Below are 25866 nucleotides of genomic sequence, written 5' to 3'. Positions count from 1 at the left end.
ATTAAAATCGTTTTGTTTTTTAGATCAAAATCCAATCTTTTTCAGATTGTATAATACAAGAGTATCTTAACATTTTTGGTAAAGGTTTTAAAACACTTTACTTCTTATATTTAATAATAAGTTAGGGGAAAAGGCGGTCTTTAAATGACCGCCTATTTTCCTATCCTTCTTTTTAAATTTTATTTTGATCTAATAAAAGATGAAAGAACTTGATTAACGCTTTAATACTTTCTTAGCCGAAAGAATCTTATTCGTTTTACCTGCTTCTAAAATATTTATGATGTAATATCCAGATGATAAATTACTCATGTCAACAGTATTTTGACCATCGGTTAGTACTACTTCTTTCACAAGAATACCAACAGTATTAAATACCTTGATTGTCTTTCCTGCAGTTGAACCAGAAATATTAATTACATCCACAACTGGGTTCGGATATAATGTAATATCATCCTCAACCTGTCCATCATCCCTATTTGTAGTATATGTAATTACTAACTGAGGCTTCGATACGGATCCATTTTCTTTAGATGCAAAAGCAAAATCATTCCCAGAAACAGCATCAATAATCAACGAAAGTCTATTTCCAGATATCTGCCCAGTTTTTAATGGAATCGTCTTTATGCTTCCTTCTGGGAAATTAGCATTTAACGAACCTAATTGGGTTCCTTTTCCAGGTTTGTTTGAATTTGACAAATTTGCTTCGGTCCAGTTATTAGTACTTCCTTTGGTTACACTAATATTACCATTTCCAGGATCAGAATATATAGTAAACTTTAAGTCTGCTTTCGTAATAGTTCCATTTATAGAAGAAAGGTCAAACATTAAATATCCCGTTCTCTTATTTAATTCTATACGAACCATATCGTTATTGAATCCTGTAGATCCTTGCATATATGCATCATGTATTGGATTAAGTGTTACTGTTTGCTCTACTGGTTGTATTTTTGTTGTAACCACTTTATCCACATTATACAGATATCCAGTTCCTCCTTTGAATACGAATCTCAATTCTTTTTCTCCTGAGGAAAGAGACACTGAGGTAGAATACTTCTTGTAATCATGCCATTGTCCATTAACCGGAATTGATACAGATCCTACAACTGTTCCTGCTTCAAGAATATCCACTGTACCACCTGTTCCTTTAGTAGATGCATAGAAATCAAAAGTGTACTCGCTAGTTGCATCAACATTTACATTGTATGATACGAAATCTCCATTGTTAATGAACCCAAGGTTTTTACCAGTACTATTTGGAGTATTTTCTATTCGTACACTTCCTGATTTTAACTCAAAATCTTCTGCTTCAAAAGAACCAGGAATATCGATTGCATCAGTTGGTGGAGTAGAATCATCTTTAACAGTTATATTTACTGGAGAAGACGTCTTAGTTGCTCCTTCATTATCAGTAGCTTTTGCAGTAATTGTATAGCTACCTGCAGCATTAATAGTTGTTGATGTTTCGTAAGGTGCTACTTGCTCTGTAGCTGTTAAGTTGTTATTTATATAAAATTCAACTTTTGCAATAGATCCATCGCTATCAGAAGCATTAGCCACTAATGGAATTGCTTGACCTATATCAAAGCTTGCACCATTGGCAGGAGATGTCACAGAAACTTGAGGAGCGGTATTTTGATCCTGGCAATCTGTATAGAATACATCTGGTCCTGCACCTGATGGCTTATTATAAGCTTTTGACAATACAAATTTATCCATTTCGAAACCATCTTCTCTCATAGAGAAAGAGATTGTATGCACTCCTGCAGAAGGAATATCTAAATAGATCTTTTGCGCTTCTCCACAGTGATTTGCATTGGTTCTTTGCTTACTTTCCCAAGTCCATTGGTTTTTACCAGCACACCATTGCATTCTTGCACCTGATGCTGGCCAGTTTCCATTTAATCCTACATGAATTCCATTATCTTCGGATCCAGTAGAATGTGCTCTAACCCATACAAAGTATCTTCCAGCACTTGTAAACTTAACTTTGTAATCGATGATCGCTACTTGTCCAGGAGTATTAGAAAAACTTACTCCGTTTACTAATGGATCACTATGAGTTACTCGCGTATCTGGCAAGATTTCTAAGTATCCGCCTCCACTAGCTCCATTAGAGTGATCTGGATCCGGATCTGGTGTAGGAGTTGAAGCTCCACTACCATCTAACACGTACCATTTTCTATCAGCTACTTTAGTTTGACTTTCAAACTTCTCTGCTTCTACAGCTAGGATTCCATTTTGTTCTGTTGGGATACAGTTATCTCCATCACCGCCGCCGTCTCCGCCGTCGCCTCCATCACCACCGTTGTCAGTACAAGTGAAGTTTAAAGCTGTCCATCTTCCTCTAGAATATGCAGTACTATTACCTTCTGGTATGGTACCATTGGTATGAGAGTTAAATTCTACTCTAATTTTATCACCTTTAGTAACCTGAACACCTGTAAAAGTTCTCCCCGATGCAGTATAATCAGTAGTAGTTGTAGGGTTTACAAACTCACCAATACGTGTTCCATTAACAGAAACTCTGTATGTTGATTCGCCATCAATTTCTGTAAGTGTAGCTAAATTGATATCATAAGTTCCAGAATCTCCATTAAAAGTAGCTTCTGCAGCAGCAAACTTATCTTTGTATTGTGCGGCATTAATTGCTAGAGCATTTCGAGCATTATCTTTATAAGCAGGTGAAAAACCCGCTACCGAAAGTGTAGGGAAATCTGTAATTGCCTGCATAGAAATTGTACCACAATTTCCTCCACCATTATTATCACCATCCTTACTTGTTACTAGGGCTACCCAGTCATTATTATCTGGAGCAACAAGATTGTTTCCAAGAGTTTGTTTAGTGGATAAATTTCCCCCAGAACGTGGATTATACCATTGTACATCGTATTTATTATTACCTCCTGGTAAACTTAATCCTGTAGATCCTCCATTAGGTCTATAGACTGCATAGATGCTACCCGATTTTGCTAATACATAATCGTTATTATCCGAAGTTACACCGTCAGAACTTACCATGTTCACCATATCTGACTGGAGATAACGATTAAAAAAGCTAAGTGCATAACCTCCTTCTTTATACTTATTACCTCTTTTACGCTGATCATTTCCGTTTATATCACCATCATCATTAGTATAACCACTGTAATACTCTACTCCTGTTCCTCCTGCTATAAGAGTAGCCCATAAAATTCTATGCCTTACTTCTTTATCAGAAATTCTAACTCCTGTAGAAGCAGGACCTTGCTCATCATTAGCAACTACCCATTTTTTACCTGAATTTCTAGACTTTTCTAACCATCTTCGCACATCATTATGAACGTTGTTTTTTCCTGTTTGGATAGAAGCCCCGGTTAAATCAGAGTTGTTTCCTAACAATGGATTATATCGCTGGTCTTGTTGATTTGGATATGTATGAATCACAATATTATGATCATATGGATCCACATTTTTAATATAAGTTGCAGTCGATTTTGCTACTTGATCTTTTAAAGTAGTTTCTTCTGTTAAATTCCAGTTTAGTGCTAAATGATGACTAAATCTTGCAATTAATTCACGATAGTATAATTTTCTTTCTCTTCCGAAATTATCACCATCCATTTTATTATCATTCTCCGTCTCCATGGTTTTAAAATGAAGATATACTCCTTTTTTATCAGCATACTCCATTACTTTTTCCCATTGAGCCATTTTGGACACATCAAATCTATCGTGATGAACCTTATCCCATTGTTGGCCTCTTGCTGTGTTTCCATACTCTTGTTCAGAAACTTTCAAAACATGCGGAAAAACTGCTCCTCCATCTCCAGAAGTGTTCCATGTTAAAAAAGAAACAACATTAGCTCCTTGACCAGATAGGTAGTTGATCATACCTAAAATTTCTGTTCCTTTACCATTCGACCAAGTATAAGAAGATGCATCAGCAGCTACATAATCTCTTTGATGTGGTTGCCACGTTTTATTTCCTATTTTATTAAGGTTATTATTATAACTTGGTGTAGCATCGAAATCTACATAGTTAAAAGCATTTTCTGGAGAATCTGCTCCAGCTTTTACAAACCAAGGTCCATTCGGATTACTGGGATTTGTTCCTACATGCTTTAAATAATGTTCTCCAATATACTTAAGCCTTCCAAGTTCTTTACTTCTATAATCTCTTCCTGACTTATTTGATTCAGCAATATTAAAAGATCCCGTATCACCATTCATAAATCCAGCATTAGATCCTCCACCATTAATTGCTACATTGGATCCTGATTTAAAAGAAGCCGACCAATTCCATGTACCTGTCTGATCTGGAGCAAAATTTACTCGCCATTTATTACCGGAATCACAACTATTATTTTCTGCATTTCCGCAAGCGGCAAAATATCCTGGTACAGTATAACTAGTATTACTACCTTGATGTGTAAATGTTACATCCAATCGATAATCCGAAAAAGGATTTGGGTTTGCGGTCTCTGAGGTGTTAGGACCGTTAAAGGTCAGAGTGACTTTGTGCCATCTCTTTAATTCTCCTTCTGGTGTTTGAGCTTGTAGCAAAAACCCTAGAAACAAGAACGTTAATAGAACGTTGAGTTTAGTTAATTTCATGATTTAAATTGTTTTTTGTGTGTGTTTGGTTTTAAGATATTTATTTTGTTCGTGTAAGTATTCAAAGAACGTCTTTTATTGTTTTTAATTTCGAGTCAAAACACCTAACAAACAGTTAGTTAACAAGTTTTAACACGAAGTTAAAAACGAAAGATTTCTCGAATTTAAGATCTCATAAGCTTATTAAATTTATCAAAACTATTAAGTGTTCTTTTGGAAATAGAATTCGTTAAAATTCATTTAGAATTCGATATTTAATTAACAAAATAGTTATTATAACTTATGCTACCTTATTGGGTCAAATGGACTTTTGTCCTACTGAAAATTACTATTTTTTAACTTTTAATTAACTATTTGATTTATGTTTTTCATGTTTAAAAAAAGGGTTGAAAATTTTGATTTAGTCTTTAACAAACTGCACTTTATCCTTACCAAATACTGATAAAACATAAAGTCCAGATGCCATATCAGAAACATTCACTGATTTATTATTGGTGGTTAATTTAGTTTGTTTAACAATCTTACCTGTTAGATCATAAATAGTAATAATATCATTAGCCTCAACTCCCAGAATAGTGATCGATTCTTTGGAAGGATTTGGATATACCGTTAGTACTGAATCATCTGATGTAGGGTCTTGTCTATTTCCTACGGAGAGAATTTTCCATTTTTGATTCGCATTTGTATTATTATAATCCCAAATAGTTGCATTCGTACCAACTACTCCTCCGGCTCTATCTAATGCTCTAGAAAGACAATGCATCGGTTTTACCCCATAAATATCATTACCATTCTTAACGATTTTCCATTTCTTATGAGAATCTACATCATCGGTCCAAGTGGCGACATTGGTTCCATTTTCACAACGAGCATAAGGAACTTCTAAATATCTGTTCGTTCCTAAATTTTTAATGGTATATGAATTATCACTAATATGCTTAATCTCCCATTTCTGATCATCAAAATTCGCTGGCTTATGCATTCTGGCACTATGACTTTCTAAAGCGCGAGCTAATAATCTTTCATTATTCTGAGGAGATTCTATATAATAAATACCATTTGGGATTAGCTGGGTAAAACGAGTACTTACTATCACATTATTTACTTGATCTCTGTCAATGGCATCTTGCCATGATGTATTTAACGGTCTGATATGAACTTTATAAACATATCCATTTCCAGGTGGAGGCAAATTAGGTAGGCTAACAGTAATTGTTTTTGTACCAATACCTTTAGCAACTTGCTCATTTTGTTGTGCAATCCAACCAGTTGATGACCAAAACTCTAATATTATATCTCTGGCGGTAGAAGCTTCATAATTAATATCAAATGAATACGAAGTTGCTTGTACAATAGTAGTTGGTGCATTGCTAAAGGAAACCTTATCCGCAAATGTTTGGTTAGCAACAGTTACATTATCCACCTGATCTCTATCGATAGCTTCTTGCCAGGTAGTGCCCACTGGTCTAATATGTGCTTTGTAGATATATCCAGCACCTGGAGTTGGTGCAGATGCCAAATCAACGGTAACATTTGCTGTTCCAGTACCGGCATTCACTGCTACCATTTGCTGACCTAACCAGCCCGTTGATGACCAAAATTCTACCACAATTTCTCTATTTGTGGAAGCACTATAATTCAATTTAAAATCATAGGAGGTTTGTGGTTGAATTGATGTTGCTGCGTTTACAAATGCTATCTCATCAGGAATAGTTGTATCATTACAATCCTCGCCAGGTAATCCATAACACCCATTTCCTGTAGGACCTAGGTCCGAATTCCAGTTGATTCCTGTTCTAAATGGTGGCACACCAAACTCATAAGCTCCTACATCAGGCTTATTCCCCTGATAACCATCTGTGTATCCGCTAATAACCCTTCCATAATCAATTGCTTGAGCTCCTGATTTTAAGGTATAATCATTATTATTATAGTTTTTAAAAGAATTTCTGCTTACCAAGTTATTCTGCTTATCGGACTGCGGTTCCCAAGTACTTTCAGTTTCTTGATTTCCATCTTGATCTGTAGCTTCTTTATCTGTTATGTTATTCCAAACTTTTACATTACTAAATTGAGTACCTGGCTTGTGCCATGCCCCCATAGTTGCAGAACCTTTGGCAAAGGTATTATTGAAAATATTGAGGTTTGTACCATCCCAATTAATCTGTATGTTGGTCCATTTAGTGTTCCATACAACGTTATGGTGGACATCCCAATTTTTAGAATCGTTATCTAAATAAATTCCTGCTCCTTTAAATCTACCAGTTCGAGCTTTAGAGTCATGAAAAGTATTATGATGAATAGATGATTTAGCAGCTCTTGCGTTAGTCGTATAAAGTAATCCTCCATCATCGGCGATAAAGTTATTATTACTAATATCATTATATGCAAATTCTCCGCCATCAACATATGCTTGAATTACATCTTTACCAGCTCTAGTTAAGGTATTATTTCTGTATTTTCCTCGTTTTGCCCCACGAGTATTTAGCACACAATCATAGTTACCTAAATAATTAAAATCATGAACATAAGAATTCAACAATCTATTATCATCTCCTTTATCATAAACTCCATTTCCTGCTCCCCAAGCAATTTCACATTTTTCAATAAGATTCTTATTACCTGTTATCAGAACACTTTGTCGTCTAGAGTCAAATCCATTGATAACACCTAAGGTATGATTACCATAAAAACTTGAAACCGCATATAACTTATTATTATTACCACTGATATAAATGGAACCGCCAAAAACAGCTATTCCTTCAATATGAATGTAATTTTTATTTAGATTTATAGTCTGTGTTCTTCTTCTAAAACGAATAGAATTATTTGCTGGCGATCCTCCACCTTCAATTTGAACATAAAGTGTTTTATTTCTTTTATCATAAAACCATTCATTTTTATAATCCAAAGCCTCTTTTATTCCTTGTAGAAAAAACTCACCCTTTTTGATACCATGTCCAGTATATCCTGGATTATGCCTTAATTGAATCCAGTTTTGCGCTCTTTGTAATTTAAAATCTATTCGATTAGAAGAGGAATTCGTTACATAATCCGTCCAGGCTAAAAATCCTGCTCCACCATAAAAATGAATTGAACCTCCATTTTGCCATTTACCAGCATGAGGAATACTCGTTGCATGTCCATTGGATTGGCTTCCATTATAATTTAACCAAGTTTTCCCACCTCCTGCAGCACCTCTATTACAAGCTGGTAAATAATCACGTTTGAATAAGTTTTGCGTTACATTGTTTGGCCATCTAGCAAGATCCATGAGTTTATCATTATGTAATGTCATATTATCTTGTCCTAAATCCCAAGTAACTTGTGCTTTATAGATCTTACCTTGGTCTTTACTCCAATTATTAACAGCTTGCATTGCTGTTATGATTACCTTTTCTCCAGCTTTGGATCGGTATATAATTGGATTCCCTGCTGTTCCAGATCGCACAGGCCGCAACAGTTCTTCATAAGTACCGCCTCCAATGATGACCACATCCCCAGCTTGGGCAACAGAAGAAGCTTTTGCGATTGTCTTATATGGTTTAGATTGTGTTCCTGGATTATTATCGTTTCCGTTTTTAGAAACATAAATATTCTTAGCACATAACGATGATGCTATAGTTAAGAAGAATATCAAGACATATTTTTGCAATATGAATTGAAGTTTTTGGTTAGTTTTCATGGTTTTTGAGTAGCTTTTGGTTTTTAAATGTATAAAATACGTTTAAAAATTATTTTTCTATTTTATTAATCGCTAGGATTCAAAAAGAATTCGTTAGATATTTTGAGACCATTACATAAATTAGGGCTATATCGAAATTCTCTTCACCCTACATACAGATAATTCCCCCTAAATACTTTGATCTAAACTATCACGATTGGTTCTGTTCGTTTACATCACTTTATACGTTTGCTATATTCTTGACAAACGCATAAAGGATGTTTTCTTTTTAATTAAATAATTCTTAGAGTTGTTACTCTTTTACAAATTGTGTTTTACTTTTTCCGAAAACAGATAGTATATAAACCCCAGATTCTATATCCGAAATTGATATTAACTCATCTCCAGAAGTTAGTTTCGTTTTCTTAATCGTTTTACCAGTGATATCATAAATAGTAATAATATCATTCGCTTCAACTCCTAGAATAGCAATCGATTCTTTGGACGGATTTGGATATACTGCCAGTACTGAATTATCTGATGTAGGATCCTGTCTGTTTCCTACGGAGAGAACTTTCCACTTTTGGTTTGTATTGGTACTACTATAATTCCAGATAATGGCATTTGTCCCAATGGTTCCTCCGGCTCTATCTAATGCTCTAGAAAGACAATGCATCGGTTTTATTCCATAAATATCGTTACCATTCTTAACGATTTTCCATTTTTTATGTGAATCCAAATCATTAATCCAAGTACCTACATTACTTCCATTTTCACAACGTGCATAAGGAACTTCCAAATATCTATTAGTTCCAACATTTTTAATGGTATATGAATTATCACTAATATGCTTAATCTCCCATTTCTGATCATCAAAATTTGCTGGCTTATGCATTCTGGCACTATGGCTTTCTAAAGCACGAGCTAGTAATCTCTCATTATTCTGAGGAGATTCTATATGATAAATACCATTTGGAATTAACTGAGTAAAAAGTTCAGTAACAGTAATATCATTTGTCTGATCAGTAGCTAATGCATCTTGCCAAGTAGTTCCTACTGGTCTAATATGTACCTTAAATAAATATCCTGAACCAGGTTGTGGCATATTCGGAAGATCGATTGTAATTGCTTTAGATCCAGTTCCTGCTGTTACCACTTCTTCTTGCGCTGCAATCCATCCGGTAGCTGACCAAAAAGACATTACAATTTCTCTATTAGAAGAAGCCTCATAGTTTACATCTAAAGTATAAGAAGTCGCCTGCGCCATACTATTCGGAGAATTACTAAAAGATATTTTATCTTCTAATGTTTGCCCTTGCACAGTTACATTATTAATCTGATCTGTATCAATAGTCTCTTGCCAACTAGTACCTACAGGTCTAATATCTGCTTTATAAACATATCCAGAACCCGGGATTGGTGCTGTTGGTAAATCGACTGTTACAATTATAGTATCTGAACCACTTCCCACAGTAACTCTTTTCTGACCTAACCATTCGGTAGCTGACCAAAACTGTACTACAATATCTCTATTGGTATCTGCACTGTATTGCACTTCAAAATCATAGGAAGTTTGAGAAGCAATTGTAGTGGAAAGATTGATAAATACAATTTGATCATTTGCTGCATCTCCTTCTCCTGTATCTTCTATTGCATCAATTCCTGCAGTCCATCTCGTTCCTCCTCGTTCGTAAGCTCCAATATCTGGTGCAGAACCTTTATAAGCTTTTTCGAATCCTGCAATCACTCTTCCGCTATTGACCACAGATCCATTAGATTTTGGCATAAAATTTAGACCATTTGCATTCTCAAATGGAGAAGTAGCATTTATTATATTATTCTTGTATTCAAACCCTGGTGCTTCATGCCATCCTTCTTTATTCGAATAATTATTATAAACTCTATTATCACTTTGTGGATAACCATTTACCCATGAGCCCATTGCTTCTCCTGCATTCCAGATAGTGTTATGAAAAAAGTCTAAATGTTCATTATTCCAGTTTACCTGATAACCAGTCCAAGATACATTCCATACCACATTATGATGGACAACATATCCTTTACTATTATTATCTAAGTATATCCCAGCTGCTTTATTTCCAGCATATGAAGGTGGTTTTGAATCATGAAACCAATTATGATGAATTTCAGTTCCTTTTCGTCTATCATCACCAACTGTATAAAAAACTCCTGAATCAGCATTGATTAGCTGCGCTCTTGACACATCATTATAAGCAACTTCGCAGTTATCTCCACTAACGTACATTCCATCTCTTCCTGAATTGGTAATTTTATTCTTTAGGACTTTTACATTATTTGCTCTCGTTCTTATAGGCGTAGCATGAATTCCTAAATAATCGATATTTGAAATGGTATTTTTCTCGATAATAGAATTATGAGCATTTGCCCAACTCTGAACCGAAATTCCATTTGCAGAACTATGATTAATGGTACAATTTCTTATAATAGTATTAGGTCCCAACACTTCGATTGATGATTCACCTACACCTGCGCTCGTACTATTTATATTATCAAAACCTTCACTTCCATGGATTACTTTATTATTCTCAAAGATATTAGAACGACCATTGATCTTTACACTTCCTCCAAAAAACTCAATACCTTCAATTTTTATATAATCTCCTTTTACTTCCGCAATAAATTTACGAGTGGCATACTCTACTGTATTATTAGCAGGTTTTTTACCATTCGCAGGTTGAAAATATAGTGTTTTAGTTACAGTATCGTAATACCATTCTCTGGCATAATCTAAGGCTTCAAATTTATTAAACAGATACAATTGTCCTCTATGTCCATTTCTTATAATTGTTGGGTTATGAGGATTAAATGGCCATTTATTTATATTCACTCCTGCGTGTTCAATCCTATTTCCGGTGCTACGAGTAATTCTTCTTGTCCAACTAGTACCCGAATGTCCTCCAATATAATACACTAATCCGCCTGTCCAATCGAAATTGGGTACTCCTGAGACACTAAAATAATTGCTGCCACCATTATCAATAAATTTACAATCTACCGTAAATCTATTGTTGTCAACATTATTTGGCCACCTCGCCAAATCCATATACTGTTGATTATGGTAAACATTCCGAAACCTTTCTTCTACAGTCATATTCACAGATGCCTTATAAATATTACCAGAATGTAATTGCCATCCATTAATAAACTTTGTTGCCTTGATTTTTACATTTTCTCCATCTGCAGCTTTAAAGGTGATATAATTATTTTGAGTTCCTTTTTTATTAACAACTAAAGGCTCGGTATATACTCCTTCTCGGATAACACATACATCCCCAGCTTTCATTACTGAAACTGCTTTAGCAAATGTTTTGAAGGGACTACTTATAGCACCGTTGTTATTATCATTTCCATTAGTTGCTACATAATAGTCCTTGGCGAGTAAACTCTGGGCACAGAATACCCAGAGAAAGCCAATTAAAAATTTAATTTTCATGGTTTGATTATTATAAATTAATTTAATTAGCTGATTTACTCTTTTACAAATTGTATTTTACTTTTTCCGAAAACAGATAGTATGTAAACTCCGGATTCCATATCGGATATAGATATCAATTCATCTACAGAAGTCAGTTTCGTTTTCTTAATCGTTTTACCAGTGATGTCATAAATAGTAATGATATCATTAGCCTCCACTCCCAGAATAGTGATCGATTCTTTGGATGGATTTGGATATACCGTTAGTACTGAATCATCTGATGTAGGGTCTTGTCTATTTCCTATGGAGAGAATTTTCCATTTTTGATTCGCATTTGTATTATTATAATCCCAAATAGTTGCATTCGCACCAACTACTCCTCCGGCTCTATCTAATGCTCTAGAAAGACAATGCATCGGTTTTATCCCATAAATATCATTACCATTCTTAACGATTTTCCATTTCTTATGAGAATCTACATCATCGGTCCAAGTGGCGACATTGGTTCCATTTTCACAACGAGCATAAGGAACTTCTAAATATCTGTTCGTTCCTAAATTTTTAATGGTATATGAATTATCACTAATATGCTTAATCTCCCATTTCTGATCATCAAAATTCGCTGGCTTATGCATTCTAGCACTATGGCTTTCTAAAGCGCGAGCTAATAATCTTTCATTATTCTGAGGAGATTCTATATGATAAATGCCATTTGGAATTAATTGAGTAAAACGAGCACTTACTGTCACATTGTTTACCTGATCTCTATCGATTGCATCTTGCCAAGAGGTATTTAATGGCCTGATATGCACTTTATAAACATATCCACTTCCTGGTGAAGGCAAATTAGGTAGATTAACAGTAATTGTTTTTGTACCAATACCTTTAGCAACTTGCTCATTTTGTTGTGCAATCCAACCTGTAGATGACCAAAACTCTACGATAATATCCCTAGTGGTTGAAGCTTCATAATTAATATCAAATGAATACGAAGTAGCTTGTACAATAGTAGTTGGTGCATTACTAAAAGAAACCTTATCCGCAAATGTTTGGTTAGCAACAGTTACATTTTCCACCTGATCTCTATCAATAGCTTCCTGCCAGGTAGTACCTACTGGTCTTATATGCGCTTTGTAGATATATCCTGTACCTGGAGTTGGTGCAGATGCCAAATCAACGGTAACATTTGCTGTTCCCGTCCCTGCATTCACTGCTACCATTTGCTGACCTAACCAGCCCGTTGATGACCAAAATTCTACCACAATTTCTCTATTTATGGAAGCACTATAATTCACTTTAAAATCATAGGAAGTTTGTGGTTGAATAGTTGTTGCTGGATTTACAAAAGTAACCTCATCTGGAGTGGTACTCACATTACAAACTTCTCCTGGTAATCCATAGCATCCATTCCCTGTAGGACCTAGATCTGAATTCCAATTAATTCCTGGCACCCAATTTTCGCCTCCAAATTCATATGCCCCTGCATCCGGTGCAGATCCTACAAATCCATCAGTTATACCTGATATTCTTCTACCAGCGTTTACTGCGGGTGAGTTAGATCTTAATGTAAAATTATTTCCGTTATAATTCGTATAACCAGATTGAGTAATTACATTATTTTGCTTATCCGCATCTCTTTCGAAAGTACCTTCGTCCTCTTGTGTAGAAGGGTCATCTTCAGTTTTAACATCAGCAATATTATTCCAGACCTTAACATTCGAAAAAGCTGTTCCTTCCTTATGCCAAGCTCCCATAGCTCCTCCCTCTGTCTTGACCAACGTATTATTAAAAATATCAATGTCTTTACCATTCCAATTAATCTGGACTCCAGTCCACTCTACATTCCATACTACATTATGATGTACTGAAAATGCTTCTGCATCATTATCTAAATAGATAGCTGCAGCTTTTCTTAATTTTCCTCTACCCTCATTATCATGAAACCAATTATGATGAATCTCCCCATAATGCGGCCCACCTACTGTGTATAGTAAAGCACAATCATCATTAATTAAGTTTGACCTATATACATCATTATAAGCAAACTCACTTCTATTATTAAAGAATTGAATACCATCTCTTCCAGCTCTAAAAATTGTATTTCCTTTGAAAAGAGTATTTTTTCCTCCTCTTGCATTAATGGGCGCATCATAAGAACCGATATAATTAAAATCATGAATTCTAGAATTAAGAATTCTATTTTTATCACCACTTACTTTGATACCATTGGCAGCTCCAAAAGCTATCTCACAACGCTCTATTGTATTATTATTTCCCTCCATTAAAACACTTTGTTTATTGGCAGAAAAACCTTTTTGAACACCTTGTGTATGATTCCCATAAAAAGAGGAAACACCATAAATCACATTATTATTTGAATTTCTAGGCATATTAATCGATCCTCCAAAAACAGCGAGGTTTCTGATATGAATAAAACTTCTACCACTTAGATCTACGGTTGTTGTTCTTCTTCTCATTTGTACAACTCCATTAACTGGTGCCTGCCCACCTGGCATTTGTACAAATAATTCTTTTGTCTGCTTATTAAACCACCATTCATTTTGATAATCTAAAGCTCCTTTTACTCCTTCTAAATAAAAATCTCCTTTATCAGCTGGGGCATGGAAAGTTCTAATCCAAGCAGGATTTTTATCCAGTGTAAAATTTACTCTTCCAGAAGAACTACTATTAATAAATGCTTTCCAGGCGATCCACCCTGATCCAGGTTTGTCTCCGTAAAAGAAAACTGATCCTCCCGACCAATTAATATTAGGAATTTGTGAAGATGTTAAAAAAGCTCCATTCACTACATTGCTTCCACTACCTCCATCATTTCGACGAGAATTTAACGTGAAAGGATCACCATCTGTATTATTGGGCCACCTTGCCAAATCCATTGCTGTATTACCATTCAAAACAAAGTTTTCTTGTCCTAAATCCCAGTTTATTTTGGTTTTGTAAATAGCTCCATTGTCTTTTTGCCAAGCGCTAAGCGCTTGCATAGCGCTAATTATTACTTTTTCTCCTTGTTTTGAAGTATATGTAATAGGCTGACCCGCTTGCCCTGATCTTGCTGGTCTTATGACTTCCTCATAGGTACCTCCTCCAATAACAATAACATCGCCTGGTTGTGCTACTGCAGATGCCTTTGCAATTGTCTTATATGGACTTGATTGTGTTCCGGAATTTGAATCATTCCCGTTTTTTGCTACATAAATATTTTTCGCGTGTAAGGAAGACACAAATATGAATAAAAGTATCCATATACATTTTCGAAAAAAGGTTTTGAGAGTTTGATTGTTTTTCATTGCTAATTGTTGAGTTTGATTAATTTTGGCGAAAATAATATTACCTCTTATTTCTGTATTGCTTCTTCTATTAACCGCAGGTATTATGCTAGAATTCGTTAAATAGAACAACAAGTTTGAGAGCTAAAAAGCTTCTTTATTTTTTCCAATAAATTCTATTTTTATTGCTCTTTTTTAAAGACTGACAAGGGTGATTATTTCTAATTCATCATCCATATCAATATCTTTTTTTGCTATCTATTATTGACTATAATTTTTCTTCTTGAAGTCACGTTTTCTATAAGGTCTTTAATCTCTAAAATATAGATTCCTTGTTCTAGGTTATCTAATGAAAATGTTATGATTGATTGCCTTTCATTCGGATTAGCTCTACGAACTAAATTACCTACTAGATTTGTCAATTTCACTTCAATTTTTTCCAAAACCTCAAAACCTGAAATATTAATATGGTTTTTAGCGGGGTTTGGATAAACTTTTACGTTTTTCAACAAATCTAATGTTGTTACAGAAGCAGGTGGTTCTATGCCCCAAACCAAATTTCCATTCACATACAAAGTCATCTCATTATTAAACTGAAAATCGGTTAACAAGGACTTGTAAGAGTAATCATCATTTTCATCGAAAGTGCTCCAATTGGTTTTAGCAAACCTTGTTTGTATTGGTCCAGAATTCTGGCTAGGCATTAACATTCCAGAAGCTGGATCAAATGAAACTTCGAGATAATCTACATTATTCTGTTGACCAAAAACCCCATTAACCATTTCAGCTCCTAATTGCGCCCAATCGCACCAAAAATTAAGTTCATTATTATCTTCTGAAGTGAACCAATACCTAACTGTTATGTCTTGATAAGAAACTGCAAGGTCACTATTATTTTGAATTCTAAAATGTGGATTGATCATGTTATCCGTGGCATTACCATTACCACCATCTTTATATTCTACGGATATATCTGATACAGGAAGTATCTCTTGTACTTGAATTACCATTGTACTACTATCAATTCCTCCTTGCCCATTATCTACCTGAAGAGTTACTGTATAAAATCCAATAGTATTAAAAGTATGAACAACGATTTGACCTGTTTCTGTTGTCCCATCTCCAAAATCCCACAAATAACTTAATGTATTATTAGAAGGATCTGTAGAACCTGAACCATCGAATGTTACTTGCAAAGGAGCAGAACCTGAGGTCACGTCTGCAATAATATTTGCAATAGGATTTCCATCAGAAATTATAATTTTTCTTATTGTAGAATCTTCAATTTTACCATCACTTACAGTGAGTTTTACATCAAACTCTCCTTCATTTTCAAATTGATATGAGACTACTACTCCTGTTGCAGTATCTCCATTTCCAAAATCCCACGTATAAGATAACGTGTCATTGTTCGCATCTGTTGATTCTGACGCATCAAAAGTAATACGTATTGGTGCCACACCTATTTCGATATCGCTGGTAAAAATAGCTAAAGGTGCTACATTAGGGTCGGTAACTGTAATCGCAATTGTTTCGCTATCTGAATTTCCATTACCATCATCAACTGTAAGAGTAACTAAAGCTTCTCCAAATTCAGCAAACTCATATATTACTATTCCATTTATAGCGGTATCTCCATTTCCAAAATCCCAACTATATGTTAGAAGATCTCCATTTGGATCTGTGGACGCTGATCCATCAAATGTTACAGACAAAGGTCCATCTCCACTTATAGTAGAAGCTTGAATTACTGCCGTTGGAGTATCTATTGTTGTTCCTGGTTCAATACCGCTAACTAATTTTCCATTAAGATACAAGGCAACTTTTTCCCAAGTCTCAAAATCCTTCTTAGTTCCATCATAAGAATAATCATTCGTTTGATCTGTATCGGACCAATTGCTATTCGCTATTTTGGGTTCCATTCTTCCGGAACCAGCGTTTCTTCCTAATATACCTGCGGCGGGGTCAAATGTAATTTCTAGGTAATGTTTGTTAGGCTCTGTACTAACAATTTGCCCTTTAACATTACTACTTCCTATCATTGCATAATCTATAAAAAAACTAAGTGGCAAATCAACCTCTGTCTCGAACCAATAGCGAATACTTAGATCTGAATATGCAACATCCTGAGAAGAATTATTAAATAATCTAAAATGCGGTTTTATAACATTTGTTATCGCCTCAATAGAAGCATCCTTATATTCTAATGATAATATACCATCTCCTCCTATTTGAATATTTCTAGGTGTTGATGTTTTAGTTAATCCACTAATACCCGTAGCTACCGAAGTAATAGTGTAATTACCATCAGGCAAGCCTGATATATCTAACTCATAGGGTGCAGTAGTGTCTTCTCCTATCAATTCTCCATTGCTAAAAAACTCTACTTTATTAATCGTATTATTTTCATTGAGCAAATTAGCTTCCACATGTACAACACTACCAGTTACATACTTATCTCCCGACTTAGGAGATAACAGAGATAGATAAATGGCTTCTCCTCCAGACATTTCTTCCATTCTCAGCGCATGCTCTTTATAAATAGCAACTTCGACATCACCTTCGAACACACCAAATTTATCTCTAGGTGTATTATTATCAGGAAACCACCAGAAGCCACTTGCTCCGATCTTATTTTCCTCAATAAAAGCATACATCTCTTCCCACCACTCGTATCGTTCTTGGATTTCTACATTAAACTCTCCAATATATAAAGGCTTTTTGATGATATTATGAGACTCATTAGACCATTGTTCCATTAGTTTCATGGTTTGTTCTAATGTAAAATTGGACCAACTTTCTCTAATATAAGGATGAGCTGATGTAAAATCAATATATGGAGATTCGTGTATTTTTATAAAATCATTTCCTTCATCTCCTCCAAAATTATATTTGGTTCCATGAGCTTCTAAACCAGTCCCTAACAAATGATTAGGATCAAGCTCTTTAATAAAAGCTCCCATATCATCAACCCAAGCTCTTAGAACATCGGAAGCAATATCATCTCCAAAACCCTGATACCTAGGCTCATTCATTAATTCCCAAGCTAAAATCGTAGGATCGTTTCTATATTCTACATTATCATAATGATTGACACGAGTAAGAAAGTACTCCACATAATCCTTATATCCTTGTACAGCCGATGGATTAGTAAAAAATTGCCCTTGATCATGTTCTCCGGCACCTTGTACATCGATTCCTTCCCATTTAAGACGATCTTTGATACCTCCGTAATCATTCCAATAATTTTCTAAAGCGACGATTAATTTTATCCCATTAGCTTCAGCTGATTTAATGATATAATCAAATAAAGAAAATTGAGCTTCACTATATACTCCTTTTTGAGGTTCAAAACCGTGCCAATCTTCGTGGCTAAATCCCCATAATCGTACAACTCTGATTCCATTTTTATATAATCTTCGCATATGTTGATCTATGCGATCTTTGTCCATAAATTGGGTTTCAATATCGCCACTGGAAGATCCGTAAGTAAAAAAATCATATACATTGGCTCCAGAAAAGTAATAAGGTCTCCCATCCAACATGAACTTTTCTTCTTCTGCATATACGAATCCCGTGGGAGCACTTTTTTGTTTTTGAGCAAATACTTGCATGCTACAGAGCAAGCTCGCTATTAATAAAATTTTAATGTTAGTTTTCATTTTTAAAAGAATTAGTTGTGTGTATGTTGATTTAAGTTTGAATTGATAATCATTATTCCAACTATTCCTAACTCATGAATCCCCCGATTCTAAGAACACTCTATTTCGGATGTTCTAAATTCTTTCTTTTTAAAAGTTTATTGTTTAGAGTTTTATTTTATAACCACTGTTAGATCTCCTATTTAAATAAGAGATCTAACAGTGATTTTCTTATTTAATAATTTGTTTAATTACGGTTTTTTGATTCTTCCTAATTTGTATGAAGTATATCCCTGATTGAAACGTATTCATATCCAATCGTATCGACTCTATGTTTCTCTGAATATTACTAGATGATAAGACCTTTCCATTTATATCTACAACCTTAATAAAAGTTCCTTTTAAATTTTGATTACTTTGTATTGTTAGATAATCTATTACCGGATTAGGAAACGCCGTTACTGAGATCGAAGTATCTTTTAATGGTTCACTTAGCTTGTTATCACAATTAGGAGCATTATTTTCATTACTAAAGTATATAGTAAATCCTGCTGTTTTAGAAACGAGCACCAAATTATTTCCATCCATAACAGCATCATAAACACCATCAAAATTTGATATTCCTATTCCAGAAAATGTTATGCTTGGTTGTACTTGATTAAATGTTTGACTTTCAATATTTGCCTTTAAATCAATCCACCAAGCAGGGTTACCATCACTCATATTCATTGAACATTGCCATAATCCATTGTTTTGTAAATCCCAGTTGATTGTAAAATTAGCCATGTTGCTTAAATCCGGACCTCCTTCTCCTAAAACATAGGCATAATCAAATGTGGAATTAGATAATGTAGGTAATGGATTTTGCATAGGAGCGCCAAAACTACAATTAGTACTGCCCGTAGATTCATTTACCAGAAGTACAGCTGTTTGATTAGCTGATAAAAGTCCATCACTTACTGTAAGAGAAATAATATATTCTCCAGCTGCCGTATATGTATGGGTACTATTTATTCCTTCTCCGGTTGTTCCATCACCAAAATCCCATAGGTATTCTAAAGTATCTCCATTGGAGTCAGAAGAAGTTGAAGCATCAAAGCTTACCAGCAAAGGAGCAACTCCTGATGTTACCGACATATCAAAACTAGCTTGCGGAGCGACGTTACCCTCAAGAACACTAATAGTAATTGGATCAGAAATGTCCGAGACTACGCCATCACTAATTGTTAACGTAACCGCATAAGATCCAGAACTAGTATATGTATGAGAAGGATTGGCCAAATCACTCGTATTTCCATCTCCAAAATCCCAAATATATGCTATCACAGATCCATCCGGATATACAGAACTCGAAGAATCAAAATCGACAACTAAAGGTACATTTCCTGATACTGAGTTTAATGTAAAACTAGAAATTAAAGTTGGAGTTTCGTCTTTAACCATAATCACAATAGATTCTGTATCGGAATTTCCGTTTCCATCATCCACAGTTAATTCAACCTCATAATCACCTGGAGTAAGAAATGTAAACTGACTAGTTACACCTGTAGTAACATTACCATTCCCAAAATCCCACGAATAACTCAGTGAATCCCCATCCGGATCACTAGAAGCTGAAGCATCAAAATCTACGGATAAAGGTGCTGTTCCTGATACAATACTAGGGTTTATAATAGCATTTGGTTTTCTATTTACTATTCCTCCACCATTAGGCTCTAATCCCCAAACTAATTCACCTTTATAGTATAAGGTTGTTAATACATGTGGTTTCAGAGAAGTCTTTCCTGCGTCATATGAATAATCATTATTCTGATTATGTGTTTGAAAACCTGAATGATGTAATCTAGTCTGAATTTGACCAGACTTACTATTAGGATTTAAATTTCCAGAAGATGCACTAAACCCAATCTCTATATAATTTTCTTCTAAACTAGAATCAAAGCCACCTACAGTTCCTACTACTGCGGAATAATCTATATTAAAATTCATAGCTTGATTATGTTCTGGAGTATACCAGTATCTAATTTTGAAATCTTTTAATGAATGACTTTCTGATGACTCACTTACTATCTGAAATACAGGCTTTAATTCTGATGTAGATACCCCAGAACTATTATCTCTATATTCTAAACTAAAATCGGTATCCGGAAGATTATTAAATCGTTCATCCACAGTTATTGTAACCTCTGCAGAATCTCCAATGATTTCTCCGTTTTCCGTAGCTAATGATAATGTGATAGTGTGTACACCTTCTGACAAGCCTGAAACTGGTATTGGTGCTATTTCGAACATAGAACCTTTCTCGATTCCATCAATAAAATACTTAATATGCTGTCCTCCTGGATGAATATCCCATTTATAAGTAGAAAATTCTATATTAAAATCAGGTCCTACCAATCCACCATCTGATGGGGATTGAATAATTGCTGTAGGATTTTGTGGTAATGTTTCGTTAGTAACTATTATCGTAATTGTTTCACCTAAATCTGTTACAGAATTATCACTTCTCTCCATTTGTAATAACAACTCATGAGGGCCTTCTGATAAAGCTGTACCATCCGTAAATTCCCCTTCGGAGGTTATTAATCCACGATCTTGTCCATCAATTTTAAATCTTAGTTTATACTGTTGAGATGGTAATTCCCAACCTTCAGTATTAAAATCTATTTTCAAAGGAGTATTAACTAACTCTCCATCCACTGGTGATTTAAAAAACACATCAGGCAAGGGGCCAATTGGTGTATCTGCATCGCCTCCATGTAATGTCCATAAAACCGCTGCATCGAACATGGCTAGTCCTTGATCAGTGAGCAAATGCATAAACTGATCTCGCAATGGGAAAGCTACTCTTCTCGAAGGGATATCAATACTAGCCTCATAACCAAACAAAATAGGTTTGGTTCCGGCTGTTGCAATAATAATAGCTTCATCTGTTGGATTACCGAAAGGTAAACTTTGACTTATGGAATATAATGATGTTTCAATACCCGCATTTACAGCCATTGGATGTCCTGGAGATGTTATTGCAATTGAAGAAAAACCTTGTTCTGTAATACCAAATCCACTATTTAATTCTCCAGTAACCATTCTTAATTTGTTATACATAAATGGATTCCAAGTCATCAATGGAACTCTAGCTCCTTCTAAATCATTTCCTAGTTCTCTAGGATCAACTGTGGAAGAAATTAAAGCCATGTCGAATGGATTAGCAGATTGCGGACTGGTCGCTTCTTCATCCGAGAATAATGTAATTTTAAACCCAAACTTTTGCTCCAATCTAGATTTTATACGTTGGTCTTCGGAAGTAAGTGCATTTTTATCCCCAACAACAAACATCACTTTTATAACATTCTTAAATTGAACTGTGATTTCCGGAGTTACAGAAGCTGTATTACCATTGTTATAAAAAACCTTTGCGTTGATTCTATAGTTTTTCCAAAGAACAGGTGTCCACGATGATGCGAAAGGAGCACTTACCACTTCTTCTATCATTTCATTATCTACAAAATATTGAATCTTTGTAATCCCTTCTATATTAGTATCAACACTAAGGTTTTGTGATTCTGCTCTATCAATTATAGATCCATCAACAGGAGAAGCCATTTTTAGTAACTGCTCTGATGGTTTGGCTAATTCGGAACCATCAATCTGTTTTATATATGCCTCTAATTGTCTTATTTGAGTGGCATTTAAAGATGATGTTACTCCGTGAGTATCATTATTATAAATTGTTAGTACTTCTTCTATAGTTTTGGCCATTCCATTATGAAGATATGGAGCTGTTGCCCAGACATCTTTTAACGTTGGCACATCAATCCCAAGTAATTTTTTATCCAAACGATTTCCCGTAGTACTCGTAATTGTACCAACATCGTGTAATTTTCCAGAATTACTATCTGTAAAATTACTCCCACTATGGCAAGCATAGCATTTTAGATCTTCAAATAAAGATTTTCCTGCTACTCCATCTGCTGTAAGCGATCCATCATTATTTCGATATGGACTAGGGCTAAAACTATTTAGAGATTCTATATACGCCGTTAAAGCATCTAAATCAACTGATTTCCCAGTTTTAGGATCTCCAGTAGTTAATGCCGTTGTACCGTCATTAAAATCCTGATCACTCATAAAACCTTGTCCCTTAAAATGAAATCGAATATCATTTTCAAAATCCTGAATCTCATCAAAATTAGCGCTCCAATGAACTCTCCCGTGAGCTGTTCCTGCTCTACCTATTAAAGAGATTGTATTTCTCAATCCTTCTCCTCTATCAGTAAAGTCCCAAGTTCTTCCATCTTCTCCTCCATCGATATGACAGGTAGCGCAACTCACATAACCATCTGTACCCATTCTGATATCGGCCGCATCATAGAATATTTGTTTCCCTTTAAGTTCTGTAGCTGATAGTAACTCATTATCTACCGTTACAATCGTCGATAATTCTTCCAACGTACTGCTACCATCATTTATCATCTCATTAGCATCAAAAACCGTAACTGAACGATCCATAAAATTCTTCACAAAAACCCGATTATTTACAGGATCTATTGTCAGTCCTTGAGGAGCTTTTCCCACATCTTTTTTAAGCAATTCTTGTCCCGTTTTAGGATCTATTACTACAATTCTATTGTTACCTTGCATGGTAACAAAAAGGTAATTTCCAGTTGGCGTGTATAAAGCCGATGAAGGCTGACCATGATTATCGATATCCAACCTCTCATTTAGATTTTCATTATTAGTTGTTAGATCAATAGATGATATTGCGGTCCTCACAACATTATCAAATGACAGTGGTTTTCCATCACGATTTAATCCTCTAAGAATATTATCCTTTTTAGCTACTGACCACGCTGATTCATTATTTGGATGAATAGTTATCCCTGAAACATAATTAGGCAAACCTCTTCCTTGATTTCCATTATCCTGTGTAAAATCATCCAATGGCAATCCAATAGTTGTGTCAAGAGTAAATGTATTTAAATCTATTTTCCATATTTGTCCTTCTTGATCTGGAGAAACAAACCTTGTTACTAAAAGCACTTCCCCTTCTCCATCTATAGCCATTGCTCTAGGTTTTTCTCCAACAGCTAATTCATTGACAATTGAATTAGTAACTATTGAAAACTCTAATATTTTACCTGAACCAAAAGTTGATACAAACCCGCGATTACCATCAGGTGTAAATACAATTCCATAAGGTTGAGATCCACTTTCTAAAGATATTTTGGTTTCTAATATTCCATCTTTTCTTAAAATATACACCTCATCAGAATCTCGACACGTGACCCAAGCTTTCCCCTGGGAATCTAATGCTATATTAACAGGGTCTTTTCCTACTTGTATTTCATTAATAATAGATAAATCATCCGAATTAATAAGTGTTACAGAATTATTATCGGGATTTACTGACCACACAGTTCTATTATCAGTATCAACGGTAATGGGTCCCGATTGTGTTGGTAACTTATCATATATAGCATCTACTATTACAATAGATTGAGATCCTACTACAAAACCACCATTATCATCAGAAATTTGTACTTGTATCAGGTAATTTCCTGGTTCTGTATACGTATGACTACTAACCGCTCCAATCCATTGGTTTTTAGGAGAATTATCATCAAAATTCCATCTATATTTCAAATCATTACCATCAGGATCACTTGCATTCGCTGTAAAATTTATAGTAGTTCCGATCGTTACCGGAGAAGAGATGTCTACATCAATTCCTGTAATTACAGGGGATTGATTAGAAGCATCGCCTCCAGTAGTAAAGTAAAACACATACTCTTCAATCCCATTACCAACAGCATCTTTTACACCTCCTTCTACAAACTTTACTTCGTAGGTTGTATTAGGAAGTAAATCTTCTTTTGGGGCATAATTTATAACTTGATAAGATGTTGTGGTCACATCACCCCGAATTGGATCACCTCCTAAAGGACTTACTTGTATAGTCTCGTCACTAAGCGTTAAATCATTTAATGTTTCATTTATTACAAAACCTATTGTAGAAGAAATAGGTTGATTAATTGCCCCAGAAATAGGAAAATGATGACCTACTGTTGGAGGTTTTGTATCAAGTCCATCCTGATGAGCAAAAATAGACGTCTTATCATCTCCACTTGCTATAAGAATATGGCCTATTGGCATCCATTGATTATCTATAAACTGAAGTGTCTCATCACTTGATGGTGGAAAAAACTCTTGTTCAATTTCCATAGTTTCAAAATTAAATTTGACTCCCCGATCAAAACGACCAGAAAAACCAAACTCATCCTGAAATATCATATACCTTCCTAATGTGGCTTGATCAGAATGTAAACTAAAACCTAATTTAACATCAGTTGGATCACTTATATCAAATCCAACCAAAGCATTTGGCCCTTCATTTCCACTCATGAAAACTAAGTGATTTCGCCATAATTGAAACCCTGTACTATACTGCTCATGAGGAATATCTCCTCCAAATGAACCAAGAAATTTAATATTAGTAGGGTCACCAAAATCAAATACACTTATATCCCCTGTTTGTGGTGCATAAAAAACATAGTTCCCTATTCTAACTACTACATCTGGCAAAGAAACTGAAGTTGGGATGTCATCTAATTGCTCTCCAGTTCTCATATCAAAAACTCTATTACCATCTATAGTATGTGGAAAAGTTTCTAAATTATCATAATTAGATTGCCCGTCTTGTACGGTATAGAGAATATCCGAAGTAGTAATTGGTTTTCTTTCTAACATATTAGAAAGATCTAAATATTTATATCCAGTTCCTTCTACTTCGGGAACCGAATATTCTCTATAGAAAAGATCTCCTTCTAATTTCCACCATCTATGTCCGTTATTTGCTGCATCGCTAAATTGTACTTTTTTGGGAGCCGTAGGGTTAGAAACATCCCATATTCCTGTTCCAGCTTGGCCATTAATCATCAAGTAATTACGATGGTAAGTATTAATTCTATCTCCTTCAGGGAAATTAGAAAGAAAAGTTCCCGCAGGCCAAGTTTGGGTTGTCATCATTGGTCCTTCTGTTCCATCATATACATCTACGAATGATATGACGGCAAGGCCTAATGATATTGATATTGCTATCGTGTAAAAGAGTGCTTTACGAGTATCTTTTATATACGCACGCCATCCACGCTTATTGTTTGGTGTTGGTCCCATAATAAGTGGTGAGTTTTGTAAATTATTTTGCTGTTTCTTTTCTATAAAGAA

At 34.9% G+C, this 25866-nt stretch carries 6 protein-coding genes; all 6 read right to left on the bottom strand.

What is annotated here, in order from left to right:
* Nucleotides 1-213: 213 nt before the first annotated feature.
* The gene (locus tag J8L88_RS12850) at nt 214-4593 is read right to left on the bottom strand and encodes a carbohydrate-binding protein (protein WP_051336353.1); all 4380 of its coding nucleotides are present in this window, start codon (nt 4591-4593) and stop codon (nt 214-216) included.
* A 400-nt stretch (nt 4594-4993) separates the two neighbouring features.
* Nucleotides 4994-8278, bottom strand: a complete 3285-nt coding sequence (locus J8L88_RS12845; protein ID WP_211060925.1) for a T9SS type A sorting domain-containing protein — start codon at nt 8276-8278, stop codon at nt 4994-4996.
* A gap of 292 nt (nt 8279-8570) precedes the next feature.
* Entirely contained in the window at nt 8571-11732 is a 3162-nt protein-coding gene (locus J8L88_RS12840) for an RICIN domain-containing protein (protein ID WP_211060924.1), read from the bottom strand.
* 35 nt (nt 11733-11767) lie between these two features.
* Nucleotides 11768-15022: an RICIN domain-containing protein gene (locus tag J8L88_RS12835; protein WP_211060923.1), complete on the bottom strand. Its 3255-nt coding sequence runs from the start codon at nt 15020-15022 to the stop codon at nt 11768-11770.
* 233 nt (nt 15023-15255) lie between these two features.
* Nucleotides 15256-18663 (bottom strand): PKD domain-containing protein, encoded by a 3408-nt coding sequence (locus J8L88_RS12830; RefSeq protein WP_211060922.1) that lies wholly within the window; start codon nt 18661-18663, stop codon nt 15256-15258.
* A 210-nt stretch (nt 18664-18873) separates the two neighbouring features.
* Nucleotides 18874-25815 (bottom strand): PKD domain-containing protein, encoded by a 6942-nt coding sequence (locus tag J8L88_RS12825; RefSeq protein WP_211060921.1) that lies wholly within the window; start codon nt 25813-25815, stop codon nt 18874-18876.
* Nucleotides 25816-25866: the final 51 nt, after the last annotated feature.

The organism is Aquimarina sp. MMG015 (assembly GCF_018100855.1).
GTDB lineage: Bacteria > Bacteroidota > Bacteroidia > Flavobacteriales > Flavobacteriaceae > Aquimarina > Aquimarina latercula.
The sequence above is the reverse complement of the archived record's forward strand: the minus strand, read 5'-3'. Positions and strand labels throughout refer to the sequence as shown.

What these genes read in the sequence shown, in the direction of transcription:
- J8L88_RS12850 (WP_051336353.1), bottom strand. Translation starts at nt 4,593, where the DNA reads ATGAAATTAACTAAACTCAACGTTCTATTAACGTTCTTGTTTCTAGGG.
- J8L88_RS12840 (WP_211060924.1), bottom strand. Translation starts at nt 11,732, where the DNA reads ATGAAAATTAAATTTTTAATTGGCTTTCTCTGGGTATTCTGTGCCCAG.
- J8L88_RS12845 (WP_211060925.1), bottom strand. Translation starts at nt 8,278, where the DNA reads ATGAAAACTAACCAAAAACTTCAATTCATATTGCAAAAATATGTCTTG.
- J8L88_RS12825 (WP_211060921.1), bottom strand. Translation starts at nt 25,815, where the DNA reads ATGGGACCAACACCAAACAATAAGCGTGGATGGCGTGCGTATATAAAA.
- J8L88_RS12835 (WP_211060923.1), bottom strand. Translation starts at nt 15,022, where the DNA reads ATGAAAAACAATCAAACTCTCAAAACCTTTTTTCGAAAATGTATATGG.
- J8L88_RS12830 (WP_211060922.1), bottom strand. Translation starts at nt 18,663, where the DNA reads ATGAAAACTAACATTAAAATTTTATTAATAGCGAGCTTGCTCTGTAGC.